Raw genomic sequence first — 23994 nt, forward strand, 5'->3', positions numbered from 1 at the left:
CCGCCATGCCGAGCCGCGCCGCGCCCGCGCCCCTCCCGCCCTGGCTGCGCATGCTCCGGATCGGCTACCCCAGCGCGAACGTGGTCGTGACGACCGCCGGCCGGCGCGTCCTGTTCGACAGCGGCTACGGCAGCGACGCCGGGCGCCTGCCGGCCGCCCTGGCGCAGGCCGGCGCCCCGGCCGACGCGCTCGAGCTCGTGGTCAACACCCACTGGCACAGCGACCACGTGGGCGGCAACGCCGCGCTGCAGCGCCGCCACGGGATCCCGGTGGCGGCCGAGGCCGGCGACGCGGAGGCGGTCAACCGCTGCGACCGCGCGGCCTGCATGGCCGAGTGGCTCGACCAGCCCGTGGAGCGCTACCGCGTGGACGTGCCCCTGCGGCCGGGGGACCGCCTGCGGGCGGGCCCCGCCGACTGGGAGGTGCTCTCGACCCCTGGGCACACGCCCCGCCATCTGAGCTTCCACCAGCCGGACGAGCGCGTGCTGGTGCTGGGCGACGCCCTCCACGACGACGACGTGGGCTGGATCGACGTCGCCCTGGACGGCCCGGCGGCCATCGACGCCGCGCTGCGCACGGTCGTGTCGCTGGCGGCGCTCGCGCCGCGCGTGGCGCTGTCGGGGCACGGGCCGGTGATGGCCGACCCCCCGCGGGCCTTCGCCGCCGCACACGCCCGCTACGAGCGCATGCGGGCCGACCCGCAGCGGGCGGCCTGGCACGCCATGAAGCGCATCCTCGCCTTCGCGCTCATGATCCGCGACGGCGTCGCCCTCGACGAGCTCGACGCGTACCTGGTCGCCAGCCCCTGGCTGGCCGGCCACGCGGCGCGGGTCTTCGCGACGACGCCCGAGGCGCTCGCCGCCGACCTGCTCGCGGAGATGCGCCGCGCCGGCGCGGTCGAGGAGCGGGACGGGCGGCTGCGCTGCCGCACCCCGTCCCATCCACCGCCGCCCGAATGGGCGCGCCCCGCGCCGCCCCGCGGGTGGGCGCGGGCGACCGGGGCGGCGCCCGCCGCGGGTTAGGGCCGGGGGGCTCCGCCGGCCGGCGGCTCGGTGTCGCGGCCGGCGGCGTCCGGCCGCGACAGGTGCTCGTCCGCGCGGCCCGTGCCCTCGGCCGGCGGGGCGTCGTCGCCGCGCGCGCCGGGGTCGCGCAGCGCCTCGGCCGCGGCCTTCGCCTTGTCGGCCAGGCTCCCCTCCCCGGTGGCGATGTCCTTGAGCTCCTGCGCGTCGCGCTTGAGGGCCTCCGTGCCGCCGCGCTGGTCCACGAGGCGCTTCGCCGCGCCGGCGAGCTTGCCGATGTCCATGCCGATCCTCCGGGTGGGTGCTGTTGCGCTGACGCCGCGGGGATACCCGGCGGCGGGCCCGGCGTCACACGGGGATGCTCAGAGCTCGCGCCGGAGCAGGCGCGAGGCCGCCTCGCGGAGGCGCTCGCCGAGGGGCCGCCGCGCCCACTCCTCCAGCGAGACCTCGTCGGCGGCGGCCGTGTCGGCCTCGAACGACTCGGTGAGCAGCCGCGCGAAGCCGCGATCCTGCACGGCCAGCACCGCCTCGTCGTTGAGCTGGAAGGAGCGGTTGTCGAAGTTGGCGGAGCCGATCGCGGACCAGACGCCGTCGACCACCATGCACTTCGCGTGCAGCATCGTCGGCGCGTACTCGAACACGCGGGCGCCGGCGCGCAGCAGCTGCCCGTAGGTCGCCCGGCCGGCGCGGCGCACCACGTCCTTGTCGATGTGCTCACCCGGCACGAGCACGCGCACGTCCACGCCACGGCGGGCCGCGTCCTCCAGCGCGCCGAGGAAGGCCGGCCGGGGCGCGAAGTAGGCGGAGGTCAGCAGGATGCTGCGCGACGCCGAGGCGATCGCCAGGTAGTAGAGCGTCTCCACGTTGGTGTCGCCCACGCCGGCGCTCGAGCGGATGACCTGCATCGGCGCGCCCTCCTCGCCGTCCTCGCCGGGCACCGGCCCGAGCGGCGGCAGGTCGTCCTCGCCCGCCAGCACCTGCCCGGTGGCCTCCAGCCAGTTCTCGGCGAACGCGCCCTGCAGCCCGCGCACCACCGGGCCGCGCACGCGCACGTGGGTGTCGCGCCAGTGATCGGGGTCCTGGGCGTCGCCGGTCCACTCCTCGGCGATGCCGACGCCGCCGGTCAGCCCCACGGTCCCGTCGGCCACCAGGATCTTCCGGTGCGTGCGGTTGTTGGCCCGCCGCAGCGCGTAGGGCTTCGGCGGTCGGAAGCGCCGCACCACGACGCCGCAGTCCTCCATGCGCCGGATGAGCCCGCCGTCCATCTTCACGGCGCCGACCGCGTCGAGCAGCACGCGGCACTCCACGCCGGCCTCGGCGCGCTCGCAGACGGCGTCGGCCACCTGCTCGGCGATCTCGCCGGTCCAGTAGACGTAGGTGAGCAGGTTGAGCGTACGGCGGGCGCCCGCGATCGTCTCGAGGAAGGCCGGGAAGATGCGGTCGCCGTTGATCAGGAGCTCCGCCCGGTTGCCACGCGTGACCGGCGCGCCCGTGAGCGCCTCGGCGGCGCGCAGGAAGCCCTCCGAGCCCACGTCGGCGACCTCCTGGAGCTCGTACCCGCGCCCGCCCTCGCGGCGGTGGCGGAGCGAGTCGCTCGCGTACCAGACGACAGCCCACAGGGCGATCGCCGCGGGCCAGCGCCGGTTCACCCCACCACCACCCGCACGCGCCCGGGCTCGACGGTCAGCGGCGGGCCGGCGTCCTCCACGTCCCCGTCCACGTTGAGCTCCGCCCCGGGCGGCAGGCCCAGCTCCACGCGCCGCGCCCGCGCGCCGACCACCCCGGGCTGCTCCGTGATGCGGCCGCGGCGCAGGCCGTACGCGTGACGCACCAGGCGCAGGCGGCCGCCCGCGGCCAGCACGACCACGTCGAGCAGCCCGTCGGAGGGGTCGGCCTCGGCCACGCGCGAGCCGGCGCCGAACGCGCCCGAGCAGGCCACCATCACCTGCCACGCGCGGCCGGCGTAGAGCCGCCGCCCGTCGCAGCGCACGTCGCACGTCACCGGCCGGCCGGTGAGGCCCGCGCGCACCGCGCCCACCAGGTAGCCGGCCGGGCCGATCAGGGGCTTGAGCGGCTCGGCGCCGCGCAGCGCGGCGACGGCGAGCCCCGCGGTGGCCATGTTGACGAACGGGTGGTCGCCGACCCGCGCCAGGTCGATCGTCCGCAGGCGCTCGCCGGTGGCCGCCAGGCGCGCGGCCTCCAGCACGTCGGCGGGGATGCCCATGCGCCCGGCGAAGTCGTTCGCCGTGCCGTTGGGGATCACGCCGAGCGGCACTCCCGCCGCGCCGGCCGCGTCGGCCACGTGCGCGACGTTGCCGTCGCCGCTCGCGATCACCACGCGGTCGGGCCGGGTGGCGGCGATGGCGTCGATCTCCTCGGCGCCGCGCAGGTCGACCTCCGCGCCGGCGTCGCGCATCGCGCGGGCGAGGGCGTCGCCGTCCGGGCCCGAGCCGGAGCCGGAGCTCTCCTTCACGAGCAGCAGGACCCTCACGGCCGCCACCCTACCCGCACGCTAGCCTCACCATCCCCGTGGAGCTGCGCGAGACGCCCTTCCCCCACCGCGTGGTCCGCCATCGCCGCGCGCGGCGCATGACGCTGAGCGTCGGGCCGGCCGGCGTGCGGCTGACCGTGCCGCCCGGCGCCCCCCGGGCCCGCATCGACGCCTTCCTGCGCGCGCAGGCGCCCTGGGTCGAGGAGCAGCGCCGCCGGCTGGCGCCGCCGCCCCGGCCCCTGCGCGACGGTGACCGCCTGGCCCTGCTGGACGGCGGACTGACCCTGCGCGTCCGGCCCGGCGGGCCCGCGCGGACGGCCGTCCGCGAGGGCGACGCGCTCGCCACCGGGCCCGCCGACCCGGGGCGGCGGTCGAGCGCTGGTACCGGGCCCACGCGCACGCCGTGCTCGGCGAGCGCGCCCACGCGGCGGCCGCGCGCCTGGGGGTCGCCGTGGCGGCCGTCGGCGTGCGCGACCCGCGCTCGCGCTGGGGCAGCTGCTCGCCCGGCGGGCGCCTGTCGTTCTCGTGGCGGCTGCTGCTGGCGCCGGAGGCCGTGCTCGACCACGTCGTCGCCCACGAGGTCTGCCACCTGGTGCGGCCGGACCACTCGCCGGCCTTCTGGGAGCTGCTGGCCGGCGTCGACCCGGGTCACCGCGCCGCCCGCGACTGGCTCGCCGCGCGCGGCCACCTGCTGCACCGAGGGCCGGCCTGGCGCGGGGAGGCGGGCGTCAGCCGCGCCTGATGCGCGCGATGCGGCTCTCGACGTCGGCCGCGCCCAGCTGATCGTTGCGGGCCAGGGCGTCCTTGCGCAGCACCTGCAGGCCCGCGAGCGCGCCCGGCACGTCGAGCCCCAGGCCCGCGGAGCGCTCCCACGCGTCGCCGGCGCGGACCGTCTCGCCGCGGTCGGTCAGGACGAGGGCGAGGGCGCGCCAGGCGTGGGCGTCCTCCTCGTCCTCCTCGATCACCCGCAGGGCCGTCTGCTCGGCGCCGGCCAGGTCGCCGCGCGCGCGCAGGGTCGCCGCCAGCGCGACCAGGCCCGGCGCGTTCTCGCGCACGGTCGGCAGCATGCGCGCGCTCTCGCGGAGCGCCGTCTCGCTGCCCGCCAGATCGCCCACGTCGCGGCGGGCGGCGCCCAGCGTGGTGAGCGAGCCGGCGGTCACGCGGAGGGCGTGCGCGCGCTCGGCCAGGGCGAGCGCGCGGATGGTCGCCCCCTCGGCGCGGGCCCGGCGGGCCGCCGCGAGCGCCTCGCGCGGGTCGGACACGGCCGCCGCCGCCCGCCGCTCGGCCGCGAGCTCGGCCTGGGCGTCGTCGCCGGCGAGCAGCATCGCGGGCCCGGGGGCCATCCGCGCGTCGTCCTCGCCGTAGTGCTCGATGCGCTCGCGGGCCGCGCGCAGCCGCTCCTCGCGCTCCAGCACGGCGCGCTGGGCGCTCGTGGTCGCCCGGGCCGGAGACGTCGCTGCCCCGAGCAGGGCGTCGTACTCGCGCCGCACGTCAGGGCGCAGCAGCGCCTTCTCGCCCTGGTCGCAGTAGGCCTTCTCGATCGCGCGCGCCTTCTGGGACATCGGCGTCCCCGCCAGCTGCCGCCGCTTGGCCTCCGCGGCGGCGCGGATGGCGTCCGGGCCCGCGTCGCGCGGGATGCCGAACCAGGCGTAGAGGTCGCGCTGGGCGAGCTCCCGCAGGAACCGGCCCCTGCGCGCGCGTGCGTCGTCGTCGGCCACGAGGCGGCACTGTAGTCGACCGCGGCCCGTAGCAGGTGCACGCCGTACACGCCGTGACGTTCCGCCCTTGCGCGCCGTCCGGCGGGTCGGCTTTCATGCCCGACTTCGCCTGCCGGGCCCGTCCGGCGGCGAGCACAGGCGGACGGCACGGAGGCCGTCGCGGCGGGACCTGCCCATGGGCGGGACGACCCCGCCGCCCGCGACCGCCCCGGGCGTGCCCGAACCGGCCCGGGGCGTCCCGCGCAGGACCGCGCGGGGATGTCCCCTGCGAAAGGCACCATGTGAAGGCGCTCGTCTCGCTGGCCGTCGCGTTGACGGCCATCCCCGCCGGCGTGGCGGTGGCCCAGTCCGCCGCGCCCGCCGAGGGCGCGGCACCGCTGCCCCCCGGCGCCCTCCTCGGCACGGGCGCGCCCGTCGCCCACGAGCCCGACCACGCCGCACGCCCGCGTCGCGCGGCTCGCCGGCCAGGCCCGGCGCCACTCCCGCCGCCTCGGCCTGGTCCCGCCGCGGCGCCCCGCCCGCCGACGCGCACCTCGTCGCGCACGAGCGCCGCCTCGAGCGCGTCGTGGGCTCCGCGGGCGCGCCGAGCTCGACGCCGCCCTCGACGAGCGGCGCGCCCCCGGCCGCGCGCGCGGTCCCGCGCCCATGCCCGCGCCGGCGGCCTGCCGGCGCTGGTGGCCCGCGAGCACCGCCGCGTGGCGCGCCGCGCGGTCCGCCTGGGCATCCAGCCCCCGCGCCCGCTGCGCCTCGCGCGCACCGAGGCGGGCCGGCGCGCGCAGCTCGCGCGCCTCCGCACGCTGAGCCGCTGGCTGGCCGCCCGCACGGAGCGGGTGCGGCCGCAGGAGCGGCCCCTGTCCGAGCGCCTGCGCCACTACGACGCGCTGGCCTGCATCGCCGGGCACGAGTCCGGCGGGCGCTGGGACATCTCGACCGGCAACGGCTACTACGGCGGCCTGCAGATGGACGTGGCGTTCCAGCGCACCTACGCGCCGGACCTGCTGCGGCGCAAGGGCACCGCGGACAACTGGACGATGGAGGAGCAGATGCGGACGGCGCAGCGGGCGATCCGCACCCGCGGGTTCACGCCGTGGCCGAACACCGCGCGCATGTGCGGGCTGCTCTGACGGGTACCCTCGTCCCGACGGCACCGACGACGGGGAGGTCCTGCATGAGCGGCGACGGTCGACGGGACGACGACCCGGCCGAGCGCGGGCCGGACGGCGGCGAGGCGAGCGGCTCGGGCGGGGTCTCGTACACCGGCCGGCCGAGCGGCGAGCAGCCCGAGGAGGGCGGCGCGACGCGCGACGAGTCGGCCGAGCGGGAGGACCACCCGGAGGGCCGGGAGCACACCTGAGGGATCGCCGGCGGCGCGGCGCCGGAACCCTCCCGCGTCGCTCCGCGGCGGATCGCGGCGAGGGCGTGGGGGTCCCGACCGGGCCACGTCCCACGAGCGGGAGGACGCGCATGGAGGACGACCCACGCCGCCGCCCGCGCGCGTTCGCGGCGCCGGGCGTGCTCGGAGGCCTCGCCGCCGCCGCGGCCGCCACCGACGAGGCGCGCGCCCAGGCCGCGCTCGCGCCGCCCGCGCCGGGCGTCATCGCCGACGGGGTCTCGATCGGCGGCGTCCCCGTCGCCGGCCTCGACCGTCGCGCCGCCCGCGCCCGGGTGCTGACGGCGCTCGTCGCGGCCCGGCGACGTCCGATCGAGTTCCGCATCGGCGGGCGGACGGTGCGGGTCAACCCGGCGATCGCCGGCTACGTGGCACGGGTCACGACGCGCTGACGGGCGCGCTCAACGTCGGCCGCAGCCGGCCACCGCGGGTCGTCGACGGCCCGCTGCGCCAGCGGGTGGACCGGCGCAAGTTGCGCAGGATCCTGCGCTGACACGAGGACCGGCTGGCGCCCGCCCCGGTCGACGCGCGGCCGGGGGACGTGGACGACGAGCCGAAGGTCGTGAAGCCGGTCCTGGGCGTCGGGCTGCGGATGCCGCAGGCGCTGCTCGCCGCCGAGCGGGCGATCGTCGAGCGGGCCGCCGAGGCGCACGACCTCCCCACCCGCCGCCTCCGGCCCGAGCGCACCGGCGTCGGGTTCTCGATGGTGATCGACCGCGAGGCGTTCGAGCTGCGCCTCCACCGCGGGGAGGAGCTGCTGCGCACCTTCGACGTCGGCGTCGGCACGGCCTCGCATCCGACCCCGGCCGGGCGCTTCAGGATCGCCAACGTGGAACGGCACCCGACCTGGCGCCCGCCGGACTCCCGGTGGGCGGAGGGGATCGGCCCGGTCCCGCCGGGACCCGACAACCCGCTCGGCACGCGCCGGATCGGCATCAGCGCGCCAGGCGATCGCCATCCACGGCACGCCGCGGCCCGACACCGTCGGCCGCCGGTCCTCCCACGGCTGCGTCCGGATGCGGATCCGGCGCGTCGAGTGGCTCTCCAACGTGGTGCGGCTCGGGACGGCGGTGAAGATCGTCTGACGCGCCGTCAGCGGCGCACGACGAGGCCGGCGAGCGCCCGCCGGACCCGCTCCGACGCCGGCCGCCCGTACGGGTCCGGCTCCGGCGGGCGCCGCCGGTCGGCCACCTCCGGCCAGCAGGCGGCCAGGGAGGCCGCCACGAGCAGCACGATCGCCGCGAGGAACGCGAACACGAGGAACGCGGCCACCGCCCCGAGCGATCCGTAGACCGCGTTGTAGCGCCCGAAGTTGCCGACGTAGAGCCCGAAGCCCGTGGCGAGCGCGTAGAGGGCGACCGCGCCGGCGAGGGCGCCCGGCAGCGCCCCGCGCCACGGCACCGGGCGCGCGGGCACGAACCGCAGGAGCACGACGAAGGTGGCCGCGGCGAACGCGACGGTGGCGCCCGCCCCGAGCAGGCCGCCGGCCACGCCCGACAGGCCGAGCGGCCCCAGCACCTCCTCGTCGGCGACCCGCACAACGATCGTGGCCGCCGCCGCGCAGAGGAAGAGCAGGCCGGTGACGAGCACCATCAGGATGTCGACCGCCTTCCCGCGCAGGAACGGGCGGGGCCGCGCGTCGCCGGTCACCTCGGTCAGGCCCGAGCGGATCGCGCCCATCAGCCCGCCCGCCGTCCAGAGCAGGCCGACGAGGCCGGCGATGCCGACGGCGCCCGCGCTCTCGCCGGCCTCGAGCAGCACGTCGCGCAGGTCCGCGCTGCCGTCGCCGCTGAGCGGCAGCGGCTCCACGATCCGGTCGACCACCTCGTCGCGGACGCCCTCCACCGGCAGCAGGGCGTTCGCGCCGGCGACGATCACGATGACCAGCGGGAACAGCGAGAGCAGCGCGTAGTAGGCGATGGCCGCGGCGAGGCGGGTGCCGCCGGAGCGCACGAACCCCTCCAGCGAGCCCCGGGCCAGCAGCCGGATGCGCCAGAGCGACATGCCCCATCACCTGCCCGGACCGGCGCGCCGGGAAGCGCCCCGCCGCCGGGCGGGCGGCCGCCCGCTGTGGTACCTGTGCCCGGTGGGCCGCCACCGACGCATCCGCGCGGCGCTCCTCGCGTCGGGCGCCGCCGCGATCTGTGCCGGCGCGCTCCCGGCCACCGCTGTCGCGGGCGACCGCGCCCTGCTCCGCGCCCACGGCGCCCTGTACCCGCGCATGGAGCACGCCGCGGCCCGGGCCGCCGGGCCGGAGGGCGTCCAGGCGATGTACGACGCCGCGCGCGACCTGCAGGAGGCGGCCCGGCGTGCCGGGCGGCCGGGCGGCGCCTGCGCGCCGCTCGCGCGCGCCCTCGCCCGCGCCGCGGCCAGCCGGGTGCTGCAGGCCGAGGGGGTCGACCGCCCGAGCCCCGGCGACGTGCGCGCGGGGCGCCGGGCCGCGGCGCGCGCCGGTGCGGGCCTCGCCGCCCAGGCCCGGGCCTGCGCGGCCCGCCCGGCCCGCTCGCGGGCCGCCGTCGCGCCCGCGATGGCGCCCGGCGACGGCGAGGCGTTCTTCGGGCAGGTGGTGGCGCGGGCGCCGCGCGGCGCCGACCGGGCGCGCCTGCTGATCGACGGCCGGCCCGCCGGCGAGGCGCCCGTGCGCGGCGGCCGGGCGCGCCTGACGGCCGCCGCGGCGCCGGGGCGCCACGACCTGGTGGTGGTCGTGGGTCGCGGCGGCCGCGACGTCGCCACGGCGCGGGCGCGGGGCGCCTGGCTGCTGCCGGCGAGCGCCCGCGCGGCGGCGCCGGGGGACCGCATCGACCCCGCCCTGGCCGGCCGGCTGCGCGCCGCGCTCGCGCGGGGGCCGCGCCACCGCGCCGCCTGGGCCCAGGACCTGCGCACCGGCGCGGCGGCCGGCGTCGGCGCCGACGCGCCCTACCCCGCCGCCTCGACGGTCAAGCTCGGGCTCATGGCGGGCGCGCTGGCGCGCCTCGGCGGCGGCGCCGGGCGGGGCCCGTTCGCCCACGACCTGCGCGCGATGACGACGTGGTCGAGCAACCTCGCCACCAACCGCATCCTGCGGCGCCTGGGCGGCACGGCGACCGCCGCGCGCGGCCTGCGCGCGCTGGGCGCGCGGGCCAGCACCTTCCCCGGCGAGTACATCGTCGGCACCCAGCTCCAGCCCGCCCTGCCGGCCGGCGGCGCGGGCGGGGGCCCGCCGGCGGTGTCGCGGCGCGTCACGACGGCGCGCGACCTGGCGCGGATGCTCCACGCCCTCCACGCCGCGGCCGTGGGCGCGCCCGGCGCCCGGGCCCGGACCGGCCTCACGGCGCGCGCGGCGCGCCTGGCGCTCGGCTGGCTGCTGGCGTCGCAGCAGCGCGCGGGCAACCGCAGCCTGCTGGCGGGCGGCGCCCCGGCGGGCACGCTCGTGGCCCAGAAGAACGGGTGGATCCGCTCCGCGCGCCACGCGGCCGGCATCCTCTACACCCCGCGGGGGCCGGTCATCGCGGTGGTGCTGGCCTACGACGCCGCCGGCGTGCCGTTCGCGGCCGGGCGGGCGCTCGGCGCCCGCGTGGCCGCCGCGGCCTCACAGTAGGCCGCCGCCCTCCCCGCCGGTGCGCGCCCGCCGGCAGGCGCCGCACTCGAGGCCGGTGTTGTAGCGGTTGAGCACCGTCGAGCACGAGATGCAGGTGCGCCGCCGGGTGGCCGGGGCGACGCGCTCGGGCGCGGGGCAGGCGCACAGCTTGGGCCGGCGCGCGCCGCGCGGCCGCCACAGCTCGGCGATGAGCCCGCAGGTCGGGCAGACGATCTCGATCGGCTCGAGCGGGCGCCGCCTCACGTGGCCTCCGTCATGGCCCCATCATCGCCGCCGGCGGCGAGGGACGTGAGCGCCGCGGTCGCCCGGCCCCGGGCGGAGGGCGCCTGGCAGACTGCGCCCCCATGCGGGCCATCCTCCCCGGCGTGTGGCACTGGACGACGGTCCACGAGCGCCACGGCATCGAGATCTCGTCCTACTTCCTCGAGGCGGAGCGCGTGCTCATCGACCCGCGCGTTCCCGACGGAGGGCTCGACTGGTTCGCGGGGCGCGAGCCGGTCGCCGCGCTCCTGACCAACCGCCACCACTACCGGCACTCGGGCCGCTTCGCGGAGCGCTTCGGGACCCGGGTGCTCTGCAACCGGCTGGGCGCCTACGAGTTCACGCACGGCGAGCCGGTCGAGTTCTTCGGCGCGGGCGACGAGCTGCCCGGCGGCGTGCGGTCGCTGCAGATCGGCGGCATCTGCCCCGACGAGACCGCGCTGCACGTCCCCGCGCACGGGGCGATCGCCGTGGCGGACGGGCTGGTGCGGATGCCGCCGGACGGCCCGCTCGGCTTCGTCCCCGACGTGCTGATGGACGACCCACCCCGCACCAAGGCGCGCCTGCGCGAGGCGTACGCGCGACTGCTCGACCTCGACTTCGACACCCTGCTGCCGGCCCACGGCCGGCCGCTGGTGGGCGGCGCGAAGGCGGCCCTGGCCGGCTTCGTCGGGACCGGGGCGGCCGGGGCCTAGACCTCGCGGTACCGGGCCTGCGCGATGCAGGTGGCGGCGTAGGCCAGCAGCCCGAGGGCGACCGCCACGAGCAGGGCGGTCCCGTACGGCTGGCGCGCCAGGCGCGCCAGGGCGCCGTCGATGCCGACCGCCTCGCTCGGGTCGTACTCGACGGCCGCCTTCATGAGGAAGGCCCCGACGAGCGCGAACACCGCGCCGCGGGCGATGTACCCCACGGCGCCGAGGCGCTCCACCAGCCGGCGGCGCCCGCCGGCGACGCGCATGCGCCGCATGAAGCGGCGCGAGAGCCCCTCCCACGCGTTGTAGGCGCCGACGCCGATCACCAGGAGCGCCGCGGCCGCGACGATCGCGCGCCCGCCGGTCCAGCCGAGCACGCCGGCCGTCGCCTGCCGCTCGCCGCCGCCCGACGAGCCGCCGCCCGCGTCGGCCATCAGGCGCACCGCGAGCACGGCGAGCCCGAGGTGGACCACCCCGCTGGCGGCCGCGCCGGCGCGGCTGGCCAGCCCGCCCGCGTCGGTGCCCTCGCGGTCGGTGTCGAGGGCGGCCTGCGCCAGCCGCCACGCCGCGTAGCCGACCAGGCCGGCCGCCAGGAGGCCGGTGAGGACCGCGCCGCCGGGGGATCCGGCGAGCGTGCGCAGCGCCCCGGCCTGGTCGGTGGTGCGCCCGCCGAGCTCGAGGGCGACGCCCAGCGCCAGCAGCGCCATCGTGGCGTACAGCACCCCCTTCGCGACCAGACCGGCCCGGAAGAGCCGCTCGACCCACGGATGCTCCGCCGCCCGCCGCGCCGCCGTGCCCGCCTCGCCGATCGCCATCTCCCCCTCCGGGTCGCGTCGGCGCTGGCCTGCCCGCGGCCACCGGGCGCGAAACGCCGCCGGTCAGCCGGCGGGGCGGGCCCGGTCGAGATCGGGGAAGGCCGCCGCGGCCCGCGCGAGCACCTCGCCGGCCACCGCCAGGGCGCCGCGGCGGATCTCCGCGCCCGGCAGGCCCGCGAGCACCCCGTCGCAGATCGCCCGGTGCCGCAGGTGCACGGCCGACACGAGCATGGCCGCGAAGGCCCGCACCGCGGGGTCGCCGGCGGGCGCCGCGCACTCCGCGGCGAGGCCCGCGGCCAGCGCCGCCGCGAGCAGCTCGTTGCCCATCAGCAGGCGCGCGCGCAACGCCGGGGTGGCCTCCCAGGTGGCGAGGAAGGCGGCGAACGGCTCCCGCCAGGCCGGATCCTCGACCGCCGCCCAGCCCTCGCGGTCGATGATGCAGTTCGCCTCGAGCAGCGCACCCAGCGCGGCCGTCGGCGTCGTGCCCGGCGGGCGCTCCGCGACCGTCGCCGCGATGAGCTCCCGCATCGCGGCGTCGCGGTCGAGGAAGAGCTCCTCCTTCGAGCCGAAGTAGTTGAACACCGTCTTCGCCGAGACGCCGGCGGCCTCCGCGATGTCGGCGACGGTGACCGCGTCGAAGCCGCGCGCGATGAACAGCCGGGTGGCGACGTCGGAGATCGCCGCGCGGGTCTGGGCCTTCTTGCGCTCGCGCAGGCCGGGTCCGGGGTTCGGCACGCGCCGACTGTAGCGCAGGAGTCTTTATCGGACGTAAACTTTCACCCGTTGTACCGATCCGGGACCTGTGCCAGTGTCCCGCGGCGCGGCGCGGAGGGGCGCCGCCGTCCGCACGCGGGAGGGGGTCGCATGAGCGGTGGCAACGCGATCGAGGCCGAGGGCCTCGTCAAGCGCTTCGGCGAGAAGACCGCGCTGGCGGGGGTCTCGTTCGACGTCCCCCGCGGCACGGTCTGCGGCCTGCTCGGCCCCAACGGGGCCGGCAAGACGACGGCCGTCCGCATCCTCACGACGCTGTCGGAGCCCACCGCCGGGCGCGCCCGCGTGGCCGGCATCGACGTGCAGGAGCAGCCGCACGAGGTGCGGCGCCGGCTCGGGCTGGCGGCCCAGGACGCGACGGTCGACGGCCTGCTCACCGGGCGCGAGAACCTAGTCATGATCGGCGAGCTGCACCACCTGGGGCGCCGCGTGGCCAGGGCGCGCGCGGAGGAGCTGCTGGAGCAGTTCTCGCTCACCGACGCGGGCGACCGCGCCGTGAAGACCTACTCCGGCGGCATGCGGCGGCGCCTCGACCTGGCGGCGACGCTCGTCTCCCGGCCCGAGATCCTGTTCCTCGACGAGCCCACCACCGGCCTCGACCCGCGGGCGCGCAACGAGCTGTGGGACGTGCTCGGGTCGCTGGTCGGCGAGGGCACGACGGTGATGCTCACCACCCAGTACCTCGAGGAGGCGGACCGCCTGGCGGACGACATCGTGGTGATCGACCACGGCCGCGTCATCGCCCGCGGCACGGCGCGCGAGCTCAAGCGCCAGGTGGGCGGCTCGCAGGTCTTCGCGGTCGTCGCCGACGCCGCCCGCCTCGACGAGGTGGCCGGCCACGTCGCGCGGCTGACCGGCGCCGAGCCGGGCGTCGACCGCGCCACGCGCCTGGTGCACGCCGGCACCGACGGCGACCCGCGGGTGGTGTCGACGCTCGCGGACGCCCTCGCCGAGGCCGGCGTCGAGGTGGAGGAGATCGGCCTGCGCCAGCCGACCCTCGACGACGTGTTCCTCACCCTCACCGGCGCGCCCATCGCCGACGACGAGCCCGCCCTCGAGGAGGTCAGCCGATGACGACGGTCTCCGTCCCCCCGCCCGCCGAGCGGCGCGGAAACGCGCTCAGCGACATCTGGGTGGTCGCCCGGCGGGCGCTGCTGCACATGCGGCGCCAGCCGGAGGCGCTCGCCGACGTGACGCTGCAGCCGATCATGTTCGTCCTGCTGTTCGCGTACGTCTTCGGCGGCGCGATCCAGGTCGCCGACGGCGGCTACCGCGAGTTCCTGATGGGCGGCATCTTCGCCCAGACGATCACCTTCGGCGTGTTCGGCGTCGCGATCAGCCTCGCCTACGACCGCACCAACGGCGCGATCGACCGCTTCCGCTCCCTGCCGATGGCCCGCAGCGCCGTGCTCGGCGGCCAGGCGGTGGCCAACCTCGTGCGCAGCATGCTGCCGATCGTGCTGATGTCGCTCTGCGGCCTCATCGTGGGCTGGCGCATCAACGACGGCGTCGTGGAGGCGGCCGGCGGCTACGGCCTGATGATCGCCTGGTCGTTCGCGATGATGTGGATCGGCGTGCTGATGGGCGCCCTGCTGCCCTCGCCCGAGGCGGTCCAGGGGGTCGCCTTCACGGCGATCTTCCCCATCACCTTCGTCGCGAGCACGTTCGTGCCGGTGGCGACGCTGCCCGGCCCGCTGCAGACGGTGGCCGAGTGGAACCCGGTCACCTCGCTCACCGAGTCGCTGCGGCGGCTGTTCGGCAACCCGACCGGCGACCTCGGCGCCGACCCGCCGTGGCCGATCGACCACCCGGAGCTCTACACGCTGGGCTGGACGGTCGCGATCGTGGCGATCTGCGCCCCGCTGGCGATCCGGGCCTACCGGCGCACGTTCAGCGACTGACCACCACGCGGACCTCCGCGGCGAGCGGCGCGCCCGCCGAGGGGTTCGCGACGGTCACCGGCACCGACCGGCCGGCCAGCATCGCGGCGGGGACGTCCAGCGCGACGGCCCCGCCGCGCACGACCGGGGCGATCCGCCCCTCCGCCCCGCCCGACACCACGTGGGCCGCGAGCGTCTCCGCGGGCACCCCGGCGGCGCTCACCAGCACGGTGGCGGCGGCCGCGCCGGAGCCCCAGGCCGCCGTCGCGGACGACACCCCGCCGGGCGCGACGGGCAGCGTCGCCGCCGAGGCCTCGGACGCCGGCGGGCGCAGGGCGCCGAGGAAGTCGCGCACCACCGGGTCGAAGGTCGCGGTGCCGGACGGCGAGCGCAGGTCGCCGCACGTCGCGTGGGCCGCGACGCGGACGGCCTCGGCCCAGCGCGCCGGGCCCACCCGGGCGACCGCCGCGCCGCCCGCCAGGCGTGTGCCGGTGGAGGTGCGGAAGCCGAGCAGCGCCGCCCGCACGCCGGCCGCCGACGGCGCCGCGGCGGGGTCGAGCGCCTGCCACACCGCCCACGAGGCGTAGGGGGTCGTGCCCGTGCCGGCCGGGTCGAAGCCGTTGCAGAACGAGGCCACCCGCGCGTTGCCGCCGCCGATCGACGACGAGCCGCCGCCCGACGCGACCGCGCCCGGGAAGGCGGCCGGCTCGGCGACCGACGCGAACCACTCGGCGGTCCCCTCGCGGGCGAGCATCGGCGCGTCGAAGCCGACGCCCAGGTTGCACTGGGCCACGTGGAACAGCTCATGCGCGAGCACGGCGCGCGGGTCCCGGCCGGGCTGCGCCAGCACGACCGCCCAGGCCGCGTGAAACCGCGCGCGGCCCTCGCCGGTCGTGCGGCAGGGCGACGCGCCGGGTTGACCCGGCTGGACGAGCCCGGTGGCGCCGGTGCCGTCGACCACCACGTCGACCCGCCGGTCGCCGCCGACGAAGTCGGCCGGCCGGCCCCGCTGCACCCGCCGCATGTCCGCCAGCAGGCGCGCGCGCAGGCGCCGCGGCACGCCGCGCAGCACGCGGGCGCGCTGGGCGGGGCGCAGGCTCGCCAGATAGCCGCCGCGGGCGGCGCGCGCGCTCGCGGCGAGGATGCGCGCCCGGCGCGCGGGGCCGGTGCGCAGCAGCGTCCGGGTGAGCGCGGGACGGGCCGGGATGCTCGGCGCCGCGTCGCCCGCCATCGCGGGGAAGCCGAGCGCGCGGGCCGTCGCGCGGTGCGCCTCGGCGGCGCCGGCGAGCCCGGCGACGACGGGCGGCTGGGTGGCGCACGAGCCGTCGGCGCCCTCGACCGCGCCCGGCGCGCCCGGATGGTCGCTCCACCACAGGCGGAAGGCCGGCGTGTCGGCGCGGCACAGCGGGCCCAGCGCGCCGGCGCCGTCGGGCGCCGGGAACGACGCGGGCACGGGCACGCCGCCGGCCCCGAGGGACGACGCCGGCGCGGCGGCCAGGAGGGCCGCGACGGCGGCGAGGAGGGCGATGCGCGGGGCGCTCACGCGGGCAACCGTAGGGGCGCCGCCTGCGCGGCGACTACTGGACGGCGGTCCAGTCCGCTCAGCCGGGGATCAGCACCGAGGAGCGGCGGCGCGCGGCGAGCGCCGGGCCGAGGGCCATGCCGGCGCCCGTCGCGACGCAGGTCAACGGCGACTTGGCGGTGGTCACCGACAGCCCGGTGTCGCGGCGCAGGCGGTCGTCGAGCCCCGGCAGCAGCGCGCCCCCGCCCGCGAGCACCAGGCCGTGGGCCATCACGTCGGCGGCCAGCTCGGGCGGCGTCTCGGCGAGCGTCTCCACCACGGCGGCCACGGTCTGGGCGATCGCCGGCTCGAGCACGGGCCGCACCTCGTCGGGGTCGAGGATCACGGTGCGCGGGATGCCGCGGGCCACGTCGCGGCCCCGCACCTCGGCCGGCTGCGCGCCCGCGCCGGCGAGCGCCGAGCCGACCCGCATCTTGAGATCCTCGGCGGTCTGCGGGCCGATCGCGAAGTTGTGCTCCCGCCGCACGTGGGCGATCAGCGCGTCGTCGAGCGTGTCGCCGCCCACCCGGATCGATCGCGAGGCGACCATCCCGCCCAGGGCGATCACCGCCACCTCGGTCGTGCCGCCGCCGACGTCCACCACGAGGTGGCCCACCGGCTCGGCCACCTCGATGCCGGCCCCGATCGCCGCGGCCATCGGCTCCTCGATGAGGTGGGCCTCGCGCGCGCCGGCCTGGTCCGCCGCCTCGAGCACCGCGCGGCGCTCGAGCTTGGTGAGGCCGGACGGCACGCAGATCATCACGCGGGGCCGGGCGCGCCGGCCGGCGAGGGCCCGGTCGATGAAGTGCCGCAGCATCTGCTGCGCCACGCCGAGCTCGCGGATGACGCCGTCGCGCAGTGGCCGGGTGGCGGTGATCGTGCCGGGCGTGCGGCCGAGCATGCGGCGCGCGTGCAGGCCCACCGCCACCACGTCGCCCGTGCGCTCCTCCACCGCCACGACCGAGGGCTCGCTCAAGACCACCCCGCGGCCGCGCATGTAGACGAGCGTGTTGGCCGTGCCGAGGTCGACCGCCAGGTCGAGCGACTCGGAGCTGCGCGGAAGGAACGGCAGTTGCAGGCCCATCGGGGCCAGCGTACGCCCCGTCGCCCGCGGGCGCGCCCCTCAGATGTCGCGCAGCTCGGCCTCCAGGCGCGCGATCGCGCGCCGCCGGTCGACGCGCAGGCGCAACGGGCTCCCGACGGGCCCGACCGGCGCCGGGGCGGCGTCGTCGCCCGCGGCGTCGGCCGCGCGCAGGCGGTCCAGCAGCGCCTCGGTGACCGCCCGCACCCGCGCCTCGGCCACGCCCGCGTCGACCACCGCGCCGGCCTCCACCAGGCCCACCCGCCACGGGTCGTCGGTGAGCCGGAACCAGCCGATGTGGTGGCGCTCGCCGCTGACCACGTGGAGCGGCGCGAAGCGGGCGCCGTCCGGGGCGGTCTCCTCCTGCCCGAGGGGCAGGATGCGCGGAACGTGCTCGGAGGGGTTCATCGGTCCCTTCGGATGGTGACGATCGATCGCTCGGCGCACCCGAGCCTACGAGACCCGCCGCCCGCAGACGGGGTACCATGGCCGCGTGCAGAGGGCGCAGAACGAGGAGATCGGCCTCGTCGTGGTCGATCACGGCTCGCGCAGGGCCGAGAGCAACGAGATGCTCGAGCGGATGGCCGTCATGGTCGCGGAGGCCGTCCCCTACGGCATCGTCGAGCCGGCCCACATGGAGCTCGCCGAGCCCTCCATCCAGACCGCGTTCGACACGTGCGTGGAGCGCGGCGCGACGACGGTGGTGGTCGCGCCCTACTTCCTGCTGCCGGGCAAGCACTGGACCGAGGACATCCCGGCGCTGGTCGCGGCGGCCGCCGCCCGCCACCCGGGCGTCAGCTACCTCGTCGCCGCGCCCTTCGGCCTGCACCCGCTGATGGCCGAGGTGGTCGGCGCCCGCGCCGCCCACTGCATCGCCCACGCGCGGGGCGAGGCCGCCGAGTGCGAGGTCTGCGCCGGCCGGGGCGGCTGTCGCATGCAGGTCGCCCCCGCCACCGCCGCGGCGTAAGGCCCCGCGCGACGAGCCCGGCCGGGCGCGTCGCGCTTCGAAGTGGTCGCGATCCGAAGCTCCGCCCAGACCACCCGGCTTCGCAGGGCGGCCTGGGCTGCGTCGGACCGAGGAACGCCGGCTGGCGCGCCGGCCGAATCGGCTCCGGCCTGGCGGCCGGGGCGCGCCGATCCGGCAGATTGCCCCTCACCGCGCGGCTCCGTCGGCGCTGACGCGCCGCCGGGGCGCGCCGCGCGGCGAACTGGTCGCACTGCGTCCCGGACGACCTGATCGAGCGACGACGTGGTCGTAGACACGACCGCCGAAGGCGGGAGCGGGACAGAACCGGCCACGAGGGCGCCGGGCACACCACACGCGCACCACGGACGCTCACGTCAGTGGGGTTTCCGGCGCCCGCCCCGCCGAAGGCGGTGCGCCGGTGTGCAAATCGCCCCGGCCAGGGGCGATTTGCCGCGTGACCCGGCCCGAAAGAGGCCGGGTCCCCGCGTGAGGGGCACGGCGGTCGTCACCCGCCCAGCGCGAGCCGGCCCGAAGGGCCGGGTCCCGCCCGCGCAGAGGATCGGCCCCAGCCGACCCGGTCCGTCGACGACCTCTCTTGGGCCGGGTCCCGCCCGCGCAGTGGATCGGCCCCAGCCGACCCGGTCCCTCGACGACCTCGTGAAGCGGGGGCCGGGTCCCGCCCGCGCAGAGGATCGGCCCCAGCCGACCCCGTCCGTCGACCACCCCGTCCCCGGACGGCGTCATGCACGGGCGACCTCGGCGACGAGCGCCGCGTGGTCGGAGAGGCCCTCCTCGCGCCAGTCGTGCCGATACGCGACCGCGGTGGCGGTGAGCTCCCGCGACAGGAGGAGGTGGTCCAGCCGGTAGCCGCCCATGCCCGAGGGATAGACCCAGCTCCGGGCGCGGACGCCGTAGCCGTGGAGCGCGCGGAAGGCGTCGACCACCTCCGGCGCGAGGCCGGTCAGGATGCGCCGCTCGGCCAGGTCCCAGCGGGGCCCGCGCCCCGGGATGGGCGCCGCGCCGCGGCGGCGCTGGGCGAACGTCGTGATCTCGCCCTCGGCGGACTCCGCCCGCGGCGTGTTGAGGTCGCCGCCCAGCAGGCGCGGCGGCGCGCCGGGGCGGACGAGCAGGGCTGCGAGCGCCTCGAGGGTCTCGACCTTCACCCAGCCGTTGGCCGCCTGCGGCACGTACGCGGACCACGCCTCGAGGGGCCCGGACGGCCCCTCGGCCACGACCCCGGCGAGCCGCTCGGGCCACGGCGCCGTCGGCGCGCCGGCCGGGTCGCGCACGTGACCGCGGGCGGCGGCGAGCGCGCCGAGCCTGCGCGCCCCCGGACCGGGGGGCTCGGTCGCCCGCACGCCGAGGCCGGCCGCCTCGAGCGCCTCGCGCCAGGCGGGCGTCGTGCGGCGGGTGGTCTCCTGCAGCAGGACGACGTCCGGCCGCTCCCCCACCACCCGCGCGATCTGGCGTTCGAGCACGGCCACCCGGCCGGCGACGTTCCAGGAGAGGACCCGCAGCCGGCCGCCGTCGGTCACACGACCGAGGTGGACAGCGCCCGCAGCTGACGGTAGGGGTTGACGGCGCCGCGACCCGGCGGGTGGATCTCGAAGTGCAGGTGCGGCGGCGTGGTGCGGGCGTCGCCCGTGCGCCCCTGCACGCCGATGCGCTGCCCCGCGCGCACCCGCGAGCCCGGGCGCAGGCCCGGGGCGATCGAGGCGAGGTGGGCGTAGTAGTAGGCGGTGCCGTCGTCGGCGCGCAGCCAGATCGTGATGCCCCCGCGACCGCGCGGCACCCGGCTCAGGCGCTCGATGGCGCCGTCGGCGACGGCGACGATGCGCGCCCCGCGCGCCCCGAAGACGTCCGTGCCGCGGTGGCGGCCCTGCGGGCGCGCGGCGCCCCAGTCGTCCTGGAACCAGTGCGGCCCGAGCATCGGGAAGGCGGCCATCCTCGTGGCCGCCGAGGCGCCCGCCAGCCGGCGCTGGGTCCTGGCGTCGACGCGCCCGGTGGCGGGCAGCCCCTCGCGCCGCTGGAAGCGCGCGACGGCGCCCCGCGTCGCCGGCCCGAACGCGCCGTCGACCGCCACGCGGATGCCGTGGCGGCGCAGGGAGGTTTGCAGGCGGCGCACCGCGGCGCCGCGCGAGCCCGGCGCGAGCAAGACCGGCGCGGCCGGCGGGCGCTCGGGCTCCGCGACCCGCAGGCGCCCGAGCAGGCGCGCGTCGGCCACGCCGGTCGCGCGCAGCCCCAGCCGCCGCTGCGCCCGGCGCACCGCGGCGCGCGTGGCGGGGCCGAAGCCGCCGTCCACCTCGAGCCGCTCACCGGCGCGCGCGAGCGCCCGCTGCAGCCCGCAGACGCGGCTGCCGTAGGCGCCCATCCGCAGCGCGCCGCCGCCGGCCGGCCCCGACGAGCCCGGCAGGTGGCACACCGAGACGCCCAGCCACCACAGCAGCGGCCGGTCGACGACGCCGTTGACGCGGAGGCCCATGCGCCGCTGCAGCCGGGCGACGGCGCGCCGCGTACCGGCGCCGTAGCGGCCGTCGACCGCCACCCGCATGCCGCGCTCGCGCAGCTCCCGCTGCAGGGCGCGCACCGTCGGCCCGGACGATCCGGCGCCGAGCACGCCGCGCTCGGCCCCGGCGGGGGGCCGGTCCTGCGCGACGGCGGCCGACCCGGCCGCCGCGATGGACGCCGCGATGAGGACGGCGAGCGCCGGACCGGGGGGACGTCGCGACGGCATGGGCTGGTTCCCTTCGCCGGGCGGCGCCGCGACCCTTTGCGCCCCCGCAGATCCCGCGCGCGGCGGGCGGCGCTCAGCCCAGGATCGTCGCCCGCATCGGCCGGTCGGCGACCGCCGCGGCCAGGACGGCCGCGAGCTCGTCGTCGAGCCCGTGCGGGGGCGGCGGCGCGGGCGGCATCGGCGGGGCGGGCGGCTGCTCCCCGGCGGGCCGTGCCGCCGCCGCCGCGGCGGCGGCGTCCTCCGCGTAGCCGAGCTCGCGGTGGAGATGCGCCGCGATCGGCAGGAAGGCGTCGACGAGGGCGGGGTCGAAGTGGCGCCCGCGCTGGGCCGCGATCTCGGCGAGCGTGTCCTCCAACGACCAGCCCGCCTTGTACGGGCGGCTCGAGAGCAGCGCGTCGAAGACGTCGACGATCGCGCAGATGCGCCCCTCGAGCGGGATCTCCTCGCCGGCCAGGCCCGCGGGGTACCCGCTGCCGTCCCACTTCTCGTGGTGGGTCCGGGCGATCCGCTCGGCCATCTGGACGAGCGGCGACTCGGAGTCCGCGAGCACCTCGGCCCCGATGAGCGTGTGCGTCTCCATGAGCGCGCGCTCCTGCGGCGTGAAGCGGCCCGGCTTGAGCAGGACGGCGTCCGGGATGCCGATCTTGCCGATGTCGTGCATGGCGCTCGCGTGCAGCAGGGCGTCGGCGTCGTCGTGGCCCCAGCCGATCGCCAGGGCGAGCGCGTGGCAGAGGTGCCCGATGCGGTCGATGTGGTCGCCGGTGTCCTGGTCGCGCGACTCCGTCGCCTGCACGAGGCGGCGGATGAGCTCCAGCTGCGTGCGGCGCACCTGCTCGGTGCGGGCCCGCACCTCGGCCTCCAGGATCGCGTTCATCCGGGCCGCGCGCCGGCGCTGACGCCGCTCGGAGACCAGCCCCGCCACCACCGTGCCGGCGGTGCCGAGCGCCAGCGCGGCGAGCGGGTAGGTCACCGCGACGACGAGCCCCGCGTCGAAGGCGAGCTTGGCCCCGAGGGCGTAGGCGAGCGCCAGCGGCAGCGCCGCGGCCACCGCGCGGAGGGTCCGGGTGGTGAGCCCGGCGAGCGGCACGACGCCCGCCATGGCGACGATCGCGAGCAGGTCGAGCCACGCCGGGGCGCTCTGCAGCGGGTTGCCCCGGATCGCCGTCCAGATGGCGTTGGCCTGCACCTCGGGCCCGGCCATCGGCGTGTGGCCGGCGGTCGGGGTGGCGTGCACGTCCTGCAGCGTCGGCGCCGACGCGCCGACGACCACGACGCGCCCGCGCACCAGCGAGCGGTCGAAGCGGCCGGAGAGCAGGTCGGCGAAGGAGATCGTCGGCACCGTGCCGGGCGGGCCGCGGAAGTCGATCCAGGCGCCCTCGTCGCCGAACGACGACGCCGCGGGCGCCGAGCCGGCCGCCCGGGCCGCGGCCACGGCGAGCGTCGGCACGCCCGCCACCTGCGGCAGGTAGCGGCGGATCACCTCGCCGGCGCCCGTCGGCATGTTGGCCGCGGCCGCCCGGGCCCCGACGGCCGCGAGGTTCGCATCGCCGCCGAGCACGTTCGTGCGCCCGCGGGCGTCGATCTCGCTGGTGGCGAGGATCGTGCCGGGCATGCGCGCGACGGCGTCGTAGAGCGCCAGGTCCTCCTCGGGGACGGTGGCCTCGGTGAACTGGACGTCGTAGACCACCGTCCGCGCGCCGGCCTCGCGCAGCCGGTCGATCGCCCGGGCGTGCAGCGATCGCGGGAACGGCCACTGCACGCCGAGCTCGGAGAAGCTCGCCGCGTCGATCGCCACCACGGCGACCTCCGCGGGCGGGCTCGCGTCGCGCAGCTGGAAGCGCAGGTCGACGGTGTCGTTCTCCCAGCGCGCCAGGGCGCCGCCGGCGTAGGCGCCGGCGGCGACGAGGGCGGCGACGAGGGCGGCGAGCGCCACGGCCACGCCGTGGCGCGCCAGCCAGCGCCTCATGCTCGCCGCCGCCCCATCGCCCCTACGCCGTCGGCGCGCCGGGCGCCGGCGCCTTCGCCCAGTACCGCTCGCCGGCGGTCACGAGCACGTCGCGCCCGGTCCGCTTGTCGCGCACCACGACCGCGCCGTGCCTGACGTAGGTCATCGTGCCCCTGCAGTTCTCGACCGTGAGCCACTGCGTGCCGCGCACGGTCGCGACGCTGTTGCGCCCGTGGGTGCGGAACCGACCCTTCGTGTCCTTGCCCCACAGGCGGCGCTGGGCCGCCCGGCGGGCGCGCGGGGCGCGCTTGGCCGTCTCGACCGCCATCGCGAGCCGCGCGGCGCCGGCGGCCGTCCCCGGGCAGGTCAGGCGGCCCGACAGCACCAGGTCGGTCATGCCGCGACCGCCCTTCGGCTGGCGCACCGTGAAGACGCCGCCCCAGAACGTGCCCGTCTGCGACGTGCCGTCGGCGGCGACCGCCGATGTGAGCGTGATGCGGCCGCGGCTCGCGTCGACCACGCTGCCCACCGGCAGCGGCGCGCCCTCGTCGATGGCCACGAAGTCCGACGTGCCCGGCCGGCGCACGAGCACCGTGCCGGACGCCGGCTCCACCACCACCCGCCTGCCCATCGCCGGCCCGGGCAGGTCGCCGGTGTTGCCGGGCGCGCCGCCGCTGCTGCCCGGCGTCTCGCCGTCCCGCGGCTGCCGGCCCGGCGGCGCGACGGCCGGTCCGCCGCCGGCGCCGCCTCCGGGGCTCTGGCCGTTGCCGGCCCCCTGGCCGGGACCGGTGCCGGCGTCCCGGCCGGGGCCGCCGGCCTGGCCGCCGTCCGTCTCCACGGGGATGCAGTCCGGCTTGTCGCCGGGGGTGCCCCTGCAGGGCTGCGGCCCGGGGGCGTGGCTCGTGTGGGCCGACGCACCGCCGACCGCGACCACGCCCCCGCCTGCGACCGCGGCCGCGACCGCGGCCGCCATGGCCGTCGTCCGTCTCGTCAGCCTCATCGGAACCTCCTGTTCCAGGTGTACGCCCTGGGAATCGACCCGTACGCGTAACGCTTTATGCGCGACGTTCCGCCGGAACCCCCGCGTAGAGA

At 78.6% G+C, this 23994-nt stretch carries 25 protein-coding genes and 2 pseudogenes; 12 read left to right on the forward strand and 15 right to left on the reverse strand.

Annotation, left to right across the window (positions count from 1 at the left end):
* Positions 1-5 precede the first annotated feature (5 nt).
* On the forward strand, positions 6-1022 hold the full coding sequence (locus ITJ85_RS08860; RefSeq protein WP_217912742.1) for an MBL fold metallo-hydrolase: 1017 nt from the start codon (positions 6-8) through the stop codon (positions 1020-1022).
* On the opposite strand, the gene ITJ85_RS08865 is transcribed toward ITJ85_RS08860, so the two are convergent.
* From ITJ85_RS08865 to ITJ85_RS08875, 3 genes are all read right to left on the reverse strand, one after another.
* Positions 1019-1303 (reverse strand): hypothetical protein, encoded by a 285-nt coding sequence (locus ITJ85_RS08865; RefSeq protein WP_217912743.1) that lies wholly within the window; start codon positions 1301-1303, stop codon positions 1019-1021. The two genes, ITJ85_RS08860 and ITJ85_RS08865, sit on opposite strands and share 4 nt — an antisense overlap.
* Before the next feature lie 78 nt (positions 1304-1381).
* Positions 1382-2668: a phospholipase D-like domain-containing protein gene (locus tag ITJ85_RS08870; protein ID WP_217912744.1), complete on the reverse strand. Its 1287-nt coding sequence runs from the start codon at positions 2666-2668 to the stop codon at positions 1382-1384.
* A complete protein-coding gene (locus ITJ85_RS08875) occupies positions 2665-3510 on the reverse strand; it encodes a diacylglycerol/lipid kinase family protein (protein ID WP_217912745.1) in 846 nt (281 codons plus the stop codon). Before ITJ85_RS08875 ends, ITJ85_RS08870 begins: the two co-directional genes overlap by 4 nt.
* Positions 3511-3608: 98 nt before the next feature.
* Between ITJ85_RS08875 and ITJ85_RS08885 the strand changes: the two are divergent.
* Positions 3609-4252 (forward strand): annotated as a pseudogene (locus ITJ85_RS08885) (M48 family metallopeptidase).
* Here the strand turns inward: ITJ85_RS08885 and ITJ85_RS08890 are convergent.
* The gene (locus tag ITJ85_RS08890; RefSeq protein ID WP_217912746.1) at positions 4239-5228 is read right to left on the reverse strand and encodes a hypothetical protein; all 990 of its coding nucleotides are present in this window, start codon (positions 5226-5228) and stop codon (positions 4239-4241) included. The pseudogene ITJ85_RS08885 and the gene ITJ85_RS08890 sit on opposite strands and share 14 nt — an antisense overlap.
* Before the next feature lie 695 nt (positions 5229-5923).
* On the opposite strand from ITJ85_RS08890, the gene ITJ85_RS08895 reads away from it, so the two are divergent.
* The 5 genes and pseudogenes from ITJ85_RS08895 (at position 5924) to ITJ85_RS17635 (ending at position 7703) form a co-directional block, all read left to right on the forward strand.
* The gene (locus ITJ85_RS08895) at positions 5924-6352 is read left to right on the forward strand and encodes a transglycosylase family protein (protein ID WP_217912747.1); all 429 of its coding nucleotides are present in this window, start codon (positions 5924-5926) and stop codon (positions 6350-6352) included.
* Between the two features lie 44 nt (positions 6353-6396).
* A complete protein-coding gene (locus ITJ85_RS08900; RefSeq protein ID WP_217912748.1) occupies positions 6397-6582 on the forward strand; it encodes a hypothetical protein in 186 nt (61 codons plus the stop codon).
* Between the two features lie 110 nt (positions 6583-6692).
* Positions 6693-7010, forward strand: coding sequence for a hypothetical protein (locus ITJ85_RS08905; protein ID WP_217912749.1), 318 nt, complete (start codon positions 6693-6695; stop codon positions 7008-7010).
* Between the two features lie 311 nt (positions 7011-7321).
* Positions 7322-7366, forward strand: a pseudogene (locus ITJ85_RS17735) (hypothetical protein); the annotation flags it as partial.
* A 46-nt stretch (positions 7367-7412) separates the two neighbouring features.
* The gene (locus ITJ85_RS17635) at positions 7413-7703 is read left to right on the forward strand and encodes a L,D-transpeptidase (RefSeq protein WP_425517110.1); all 291 of its coding nucleotides are present in this window, start codon (positions 7413-7415) and stop codon (positions 7701-7703) included.
* Between the two features lie 7 nt (positions 7704-7710).
* Here the strand turns inward: ITJ85_RS17635 and ITJ85_RS08915 are convergent, their stop codons facing one another.
* A complete protein-coding gene (locus ITJ85_RS08915; protein WP_217912751.1) occupies positions 7711-8622 on the reverse strand; it encodes a YihY/virulence factor BrkB family protein in 912 nt (303 codons plus the stop codon).
* Positions 8623-8704: 82 nt separating this feature from the next.
* Here ITJ85_RS08915 and ITJ85_RS08920 point away from each other — a divergent pair, with 82 nt between their 5' ends.
* Positions 8705-10195: a serine hydrolase gene (locus tag ITJ85_RS08920; RefSeq protein WP_217912752.1), complete on the forward strand. Its 1491-nt coding sequence runs from the start codon at positions 8705-8707 to the stop codon at positions 10193-10195.
* Here ITJ85_RS08920 and ITJ85_RS08925 read toward each other — a convergent pair.
* Positions 10187-10438: a hypothetical protein gene (locus tag ITJ85_RS08925; RefSeq protein ID WP_217912753.1), complete on the reverse strand. Its 252-nt coding sequence runs from the start codon at positions 10436-10438 to the stop codon at positions 10187-10189. The genes ITJ85_RS08920 and ITJ85_RS08925 overlap by 9 nt on opposite strands.
* Before the next feature lie 101 nt (positions 10439-10539).
* Between ITJ85_RS08925 and ITJ85_RS08930 the strand changes: the two genes are divergently transcribed.
* Positions 10540-11151, forward strand: coding sequence for an MBL fold metallo-hydrolase (locus tag ITJ85_RS08930; RefSeq protein ID WP_217912754.1), 612 nt, complete (start codon positions 10540-10542; stop codon positions 11149-11151).
* Here the strand turns inward: ITJ85_RS08930 and ITJ85_RS08935 are convergent.
* Positions 11148-11963, reverse strand: coding sequence for a DUF1206 domain-containing protein (locus ITJ85_RS08935; protein WP_217912755.1), 816 nt, complete (start codon positions 11961-11963; stop codon positions 11148-11150). The genes ITJ85_RS08930 and ITJ85_RS08935 overlap by 4 nt on opposite strands.
* 63 nt (positions 11964-12026) lie before the next feature.
* A complete protein-coding gene (locus tag ITJ85_RS08940) occupies positions 12027-12698 on the reverse strand; it encodes a TetR/AcrR family transcriptional regulator (RefSeq protein WP_217912756.1) in 672 nt (223 codons plus the stop codon).
* Positions 12699-12827: 129 nt separating this feature from the next.
* Between ITJ85_RS08940 and ITJ85_RS08945 the strand changes: the two genes are divergently transcribed.
* Both ITJ85_RS08945 and ITJ85_RS08950 read left to right on the forward strand, forming a co-directional pair.
* Positions 12828-13808, forward strand: coding sequence for an ATP-binding cassette domain-containing protein (locus ITJ85_RS08945; RefSeq protein ID WP_217912757.1), 981 nt, complete (start codon positions 12828-12830; stop codon positions 13806-13808).
* Positions 13805-14635: an ABC transporter permease gene (locus ITJ85_RS08950; RefSeq protein WP_217912758.1), complete on the forward strand. Its 831-nt coding sequence runs from the start codon at positions 13805-13807 to the stop codon at positions 14633-14635. The genes ITJ85_RS08945 and ITJ85_RS08950 overlap by 4 nt, the downstream gene beginning before the upstream one ends.
* Here ITJ85_RS08950 and ITJ85_RS08955 read toward each other — a convergent pair.
* The 3 genes from ITJ85_RS08955 to ITJ85_RS08965 are packed head-to-tail and all read right to left on the reverse strand — an operon-like array spanning position 14625 to position 17664.
* Positions 14625-16157 (reverse strand): hypothetical protein, encoded by a 1533-nt coding sequence (locus tag ITJ85_RS08955; RefSeq protein WP_217912759.1) that lies wholly within the window; start codon positions 16155-16157, stop codon positions 14625-14627. The genes ITJ85_RS08950 and ITJ85_RS08955 overlap by 11 nt on opposite strands.
* 58 nt (positions 16158-16215) lie before the next feature.
* Positions 16216-17259 (reverse strand): rod shape-determining protein, encoded by a 1044-nt coding sequence (mreB, locus tag ITJ85_RS08960; RefSeq protein WP_217912760.1) that lies wholly within the window; start codon positions 17257-17259, stop codon positions 16216-16218.
* A 39-nt stretch (positions 17260-17298) separates the two neighbouring features.
* Positions 17299-17664 carry a hypothetical protein gene (locus tag ITJ85_RS08965; protein ID WP_217912761.1) on the reverse strand — a complete coding sequence of 122 codons (366 nt, stop codon included), beginning with the start codon at positions 17662-17664 and terminating at the stop codon, positions 17299-17301.
* Positions 17665-17749: 85 nt separating this feature from the next.
* Here ITJ85_RS08965 and ITJ85_RS08970 point away from each other — a divergent pair, with 85 nt between their 5' ends.
* Positions 17750-18223, forward strand: a complete 474-nt coding sequence (locus ITJ85_RS08970; RefSeq protein WP_217912762.1) for a CbiX/SirB N-terminal domain-containing protein — start codon at positions 17750-17752, stop codon at positions 18221-18223.
* A 740-nt stretch (positions 18224-18963) separates the two neighbouring features.
* On the opposite strand, the gene ITJ85_RS08975 is transcribed toward ITJ85_RS08970, so the two are convergent.
* The 4 genes from ITJ85_RS08975 to ITJ85_RS08990 form a co-directional block, all read right to left on the reverse strand.
* Positions 18964-19758, reverse strand: a complete 795-nt coding sequence (locus tag ITJ85_RS08975; RefSeq protein WP_217912763.1) for an endonuclease/exonuclease/phosphatase family protein — start codon at positions 19756-19758, stop codon at positions 18964-18966.
* Positions 19755-20957: a peptidoglycan-binding protein gene (locus ITJ85_RS08980; protein WP_217912764.1), complete on the reverse strand. Its 1203-nt coding sequence runs from the start codon at positions 20955-20957 to the stop codon at positions 19755-19757. Before ITJ85_RS08980 ends, ITJ85_RS08975 begins: the two co-directional genes overlap by 4 nt.
* Positions 20958-21030: 73 nt before the next feature.
* Positions 21031-22923, reverse strand: coding sequence for a CHASE2 domain-containing protein (locus ITJ85_RS08985; RefSeq protein ID WP_217912765.1), 1893 nt, complete (start codon positions 22921-22923; stop codon positions 21031-21033).
* A 22-nt stretch (positions 22924-22945) separates the two neighbouring features.
* On the reverse strand, positions 22946-23902 hold the full coding sequence (locus ITJ85_RS08990; RefSeq protein WP_217912766.1) for a hypothetical protein: 957 nt from the start codon (positions 23900-23902) through the stop codon (positions 22946-22948).
* Between the last annotated feature and the right edge of the window lie 92 nt (positions 23903-23994).

Source organism: Miltoncostaea marina (assembly GCF_018141525.1).
GTDB lineage: Bacteria > Actinomycetota > Thermoleophilia > Miltoncostaeales > Miltoncostaeaceae > Miltoncostaea > Miltoncostaea marina.

Excerpts from the sequence above, each read along its gene's own strand:
- ITJ85_RS08860 (WP_217912742.1), top strand. The coding sequence starts at position 6 with ATGCCGAGCCGCGCCGCGCCCGCGCCCCTCCCGCCCTGGCTGCGCATG.
- ITJ85_RS08865 (WP_217912743.1), bottom strand. The coding sequence starts at position 1,303 with ATGGACATCGGCAAGCTCGCCGGCGCGGCGAAGCGCCTCGTGGACCAG.
- ITJ85_RS08900 (WP_217912748.1), top strand. The coding sequence starts at position 6,397 with ATGAGCGGCGACGGTCGACGGGACGACGACCCGGCCGAGCGCGGGCCG.
- ITJ85_RS08905 (WP_217912749.1), top strand. The coding sequence starts at position 6,693 with ATGGAGGACGACCCACGCCGCCGCCCGCGCGCGTTCGCGGCGCCGGGC.
- ITJ85_RS08915 (WP_217912751.1), bottom strand. The coding sequence starts at position 8,622 with ATGTCGCTCTGGCGCATCCGGCTGCTGGCCCGGGGCTCGCTGGAGGGG.
- ITJ85_RS08930 (WP_217912754.1), top strand. The coding sequence starts at position 10,540 with ATGCGGGCCATCCTCCCCGGCGTGTGGCACTGGACGACGGTCCACGAG.
- ITJ85_RS08935 (WP_217912755.1), bottom strand. The coding sequence starts at position 11,963 with ATGGCGATCGGCGAGGCGGGCACGGCGGCGCGGCGGGCGGCGGAGCAT.
- ITJ85_RS08945 (WP_217912757.1), top strand. The coding sequence starts at position 12,828 with ATGAGCGGTGGCAACGCGATCGAGGCCGAGGGCCTCGTCAAGCGCTTC.
- ITJ85_RS08950 (WP_217912758.1), top strand. The coding sequence starts at position 13,805 with ATGACGACGGTCTCCGTCCCCCCGCCCGCCGAGCGGCGCGGAAACGCG.
- mreB (WP_217912760.1), bottom strand. The coding sequence starts at position 17,259 with ATGGGCCTGCAACTGCCGTTCCTTCCGCGCAGCTCCGAGTCGCTCGAC.
- ITJ85_RS08965 (WP_217912761.1), bottom strand. The coding sequence starts at position 17,664 with ATGAACCCCTCCGAGCACGTTCCGCGCATCCTGCCCCTCGGGCAGGAG.
- ITJ85_RS08980 (WP_217912764.1), bottom strand. The coding sequence starts at position 20,957 with ATGCCGTCGCGACGTCCCCCCGGTCCGGCGCTCGCCGTCCTCATCGCG.
- ITJ85_RS08985 (WP_217912765.1), bottom strand. The coding sequence starts at position 22,923 with ATGAGGCGCTGGCTGGCGCGCCACGGCGTGGCCGTGGCGCTCGCCGCC.
- ITJ85_RS08990 (WP_217912766.1), bottom strand. The coding sequence starts at position 23,902 with ATGAGGCTGACGAGACGGACGACGGCCATGGCGGCCGCGGTCGCGGCC.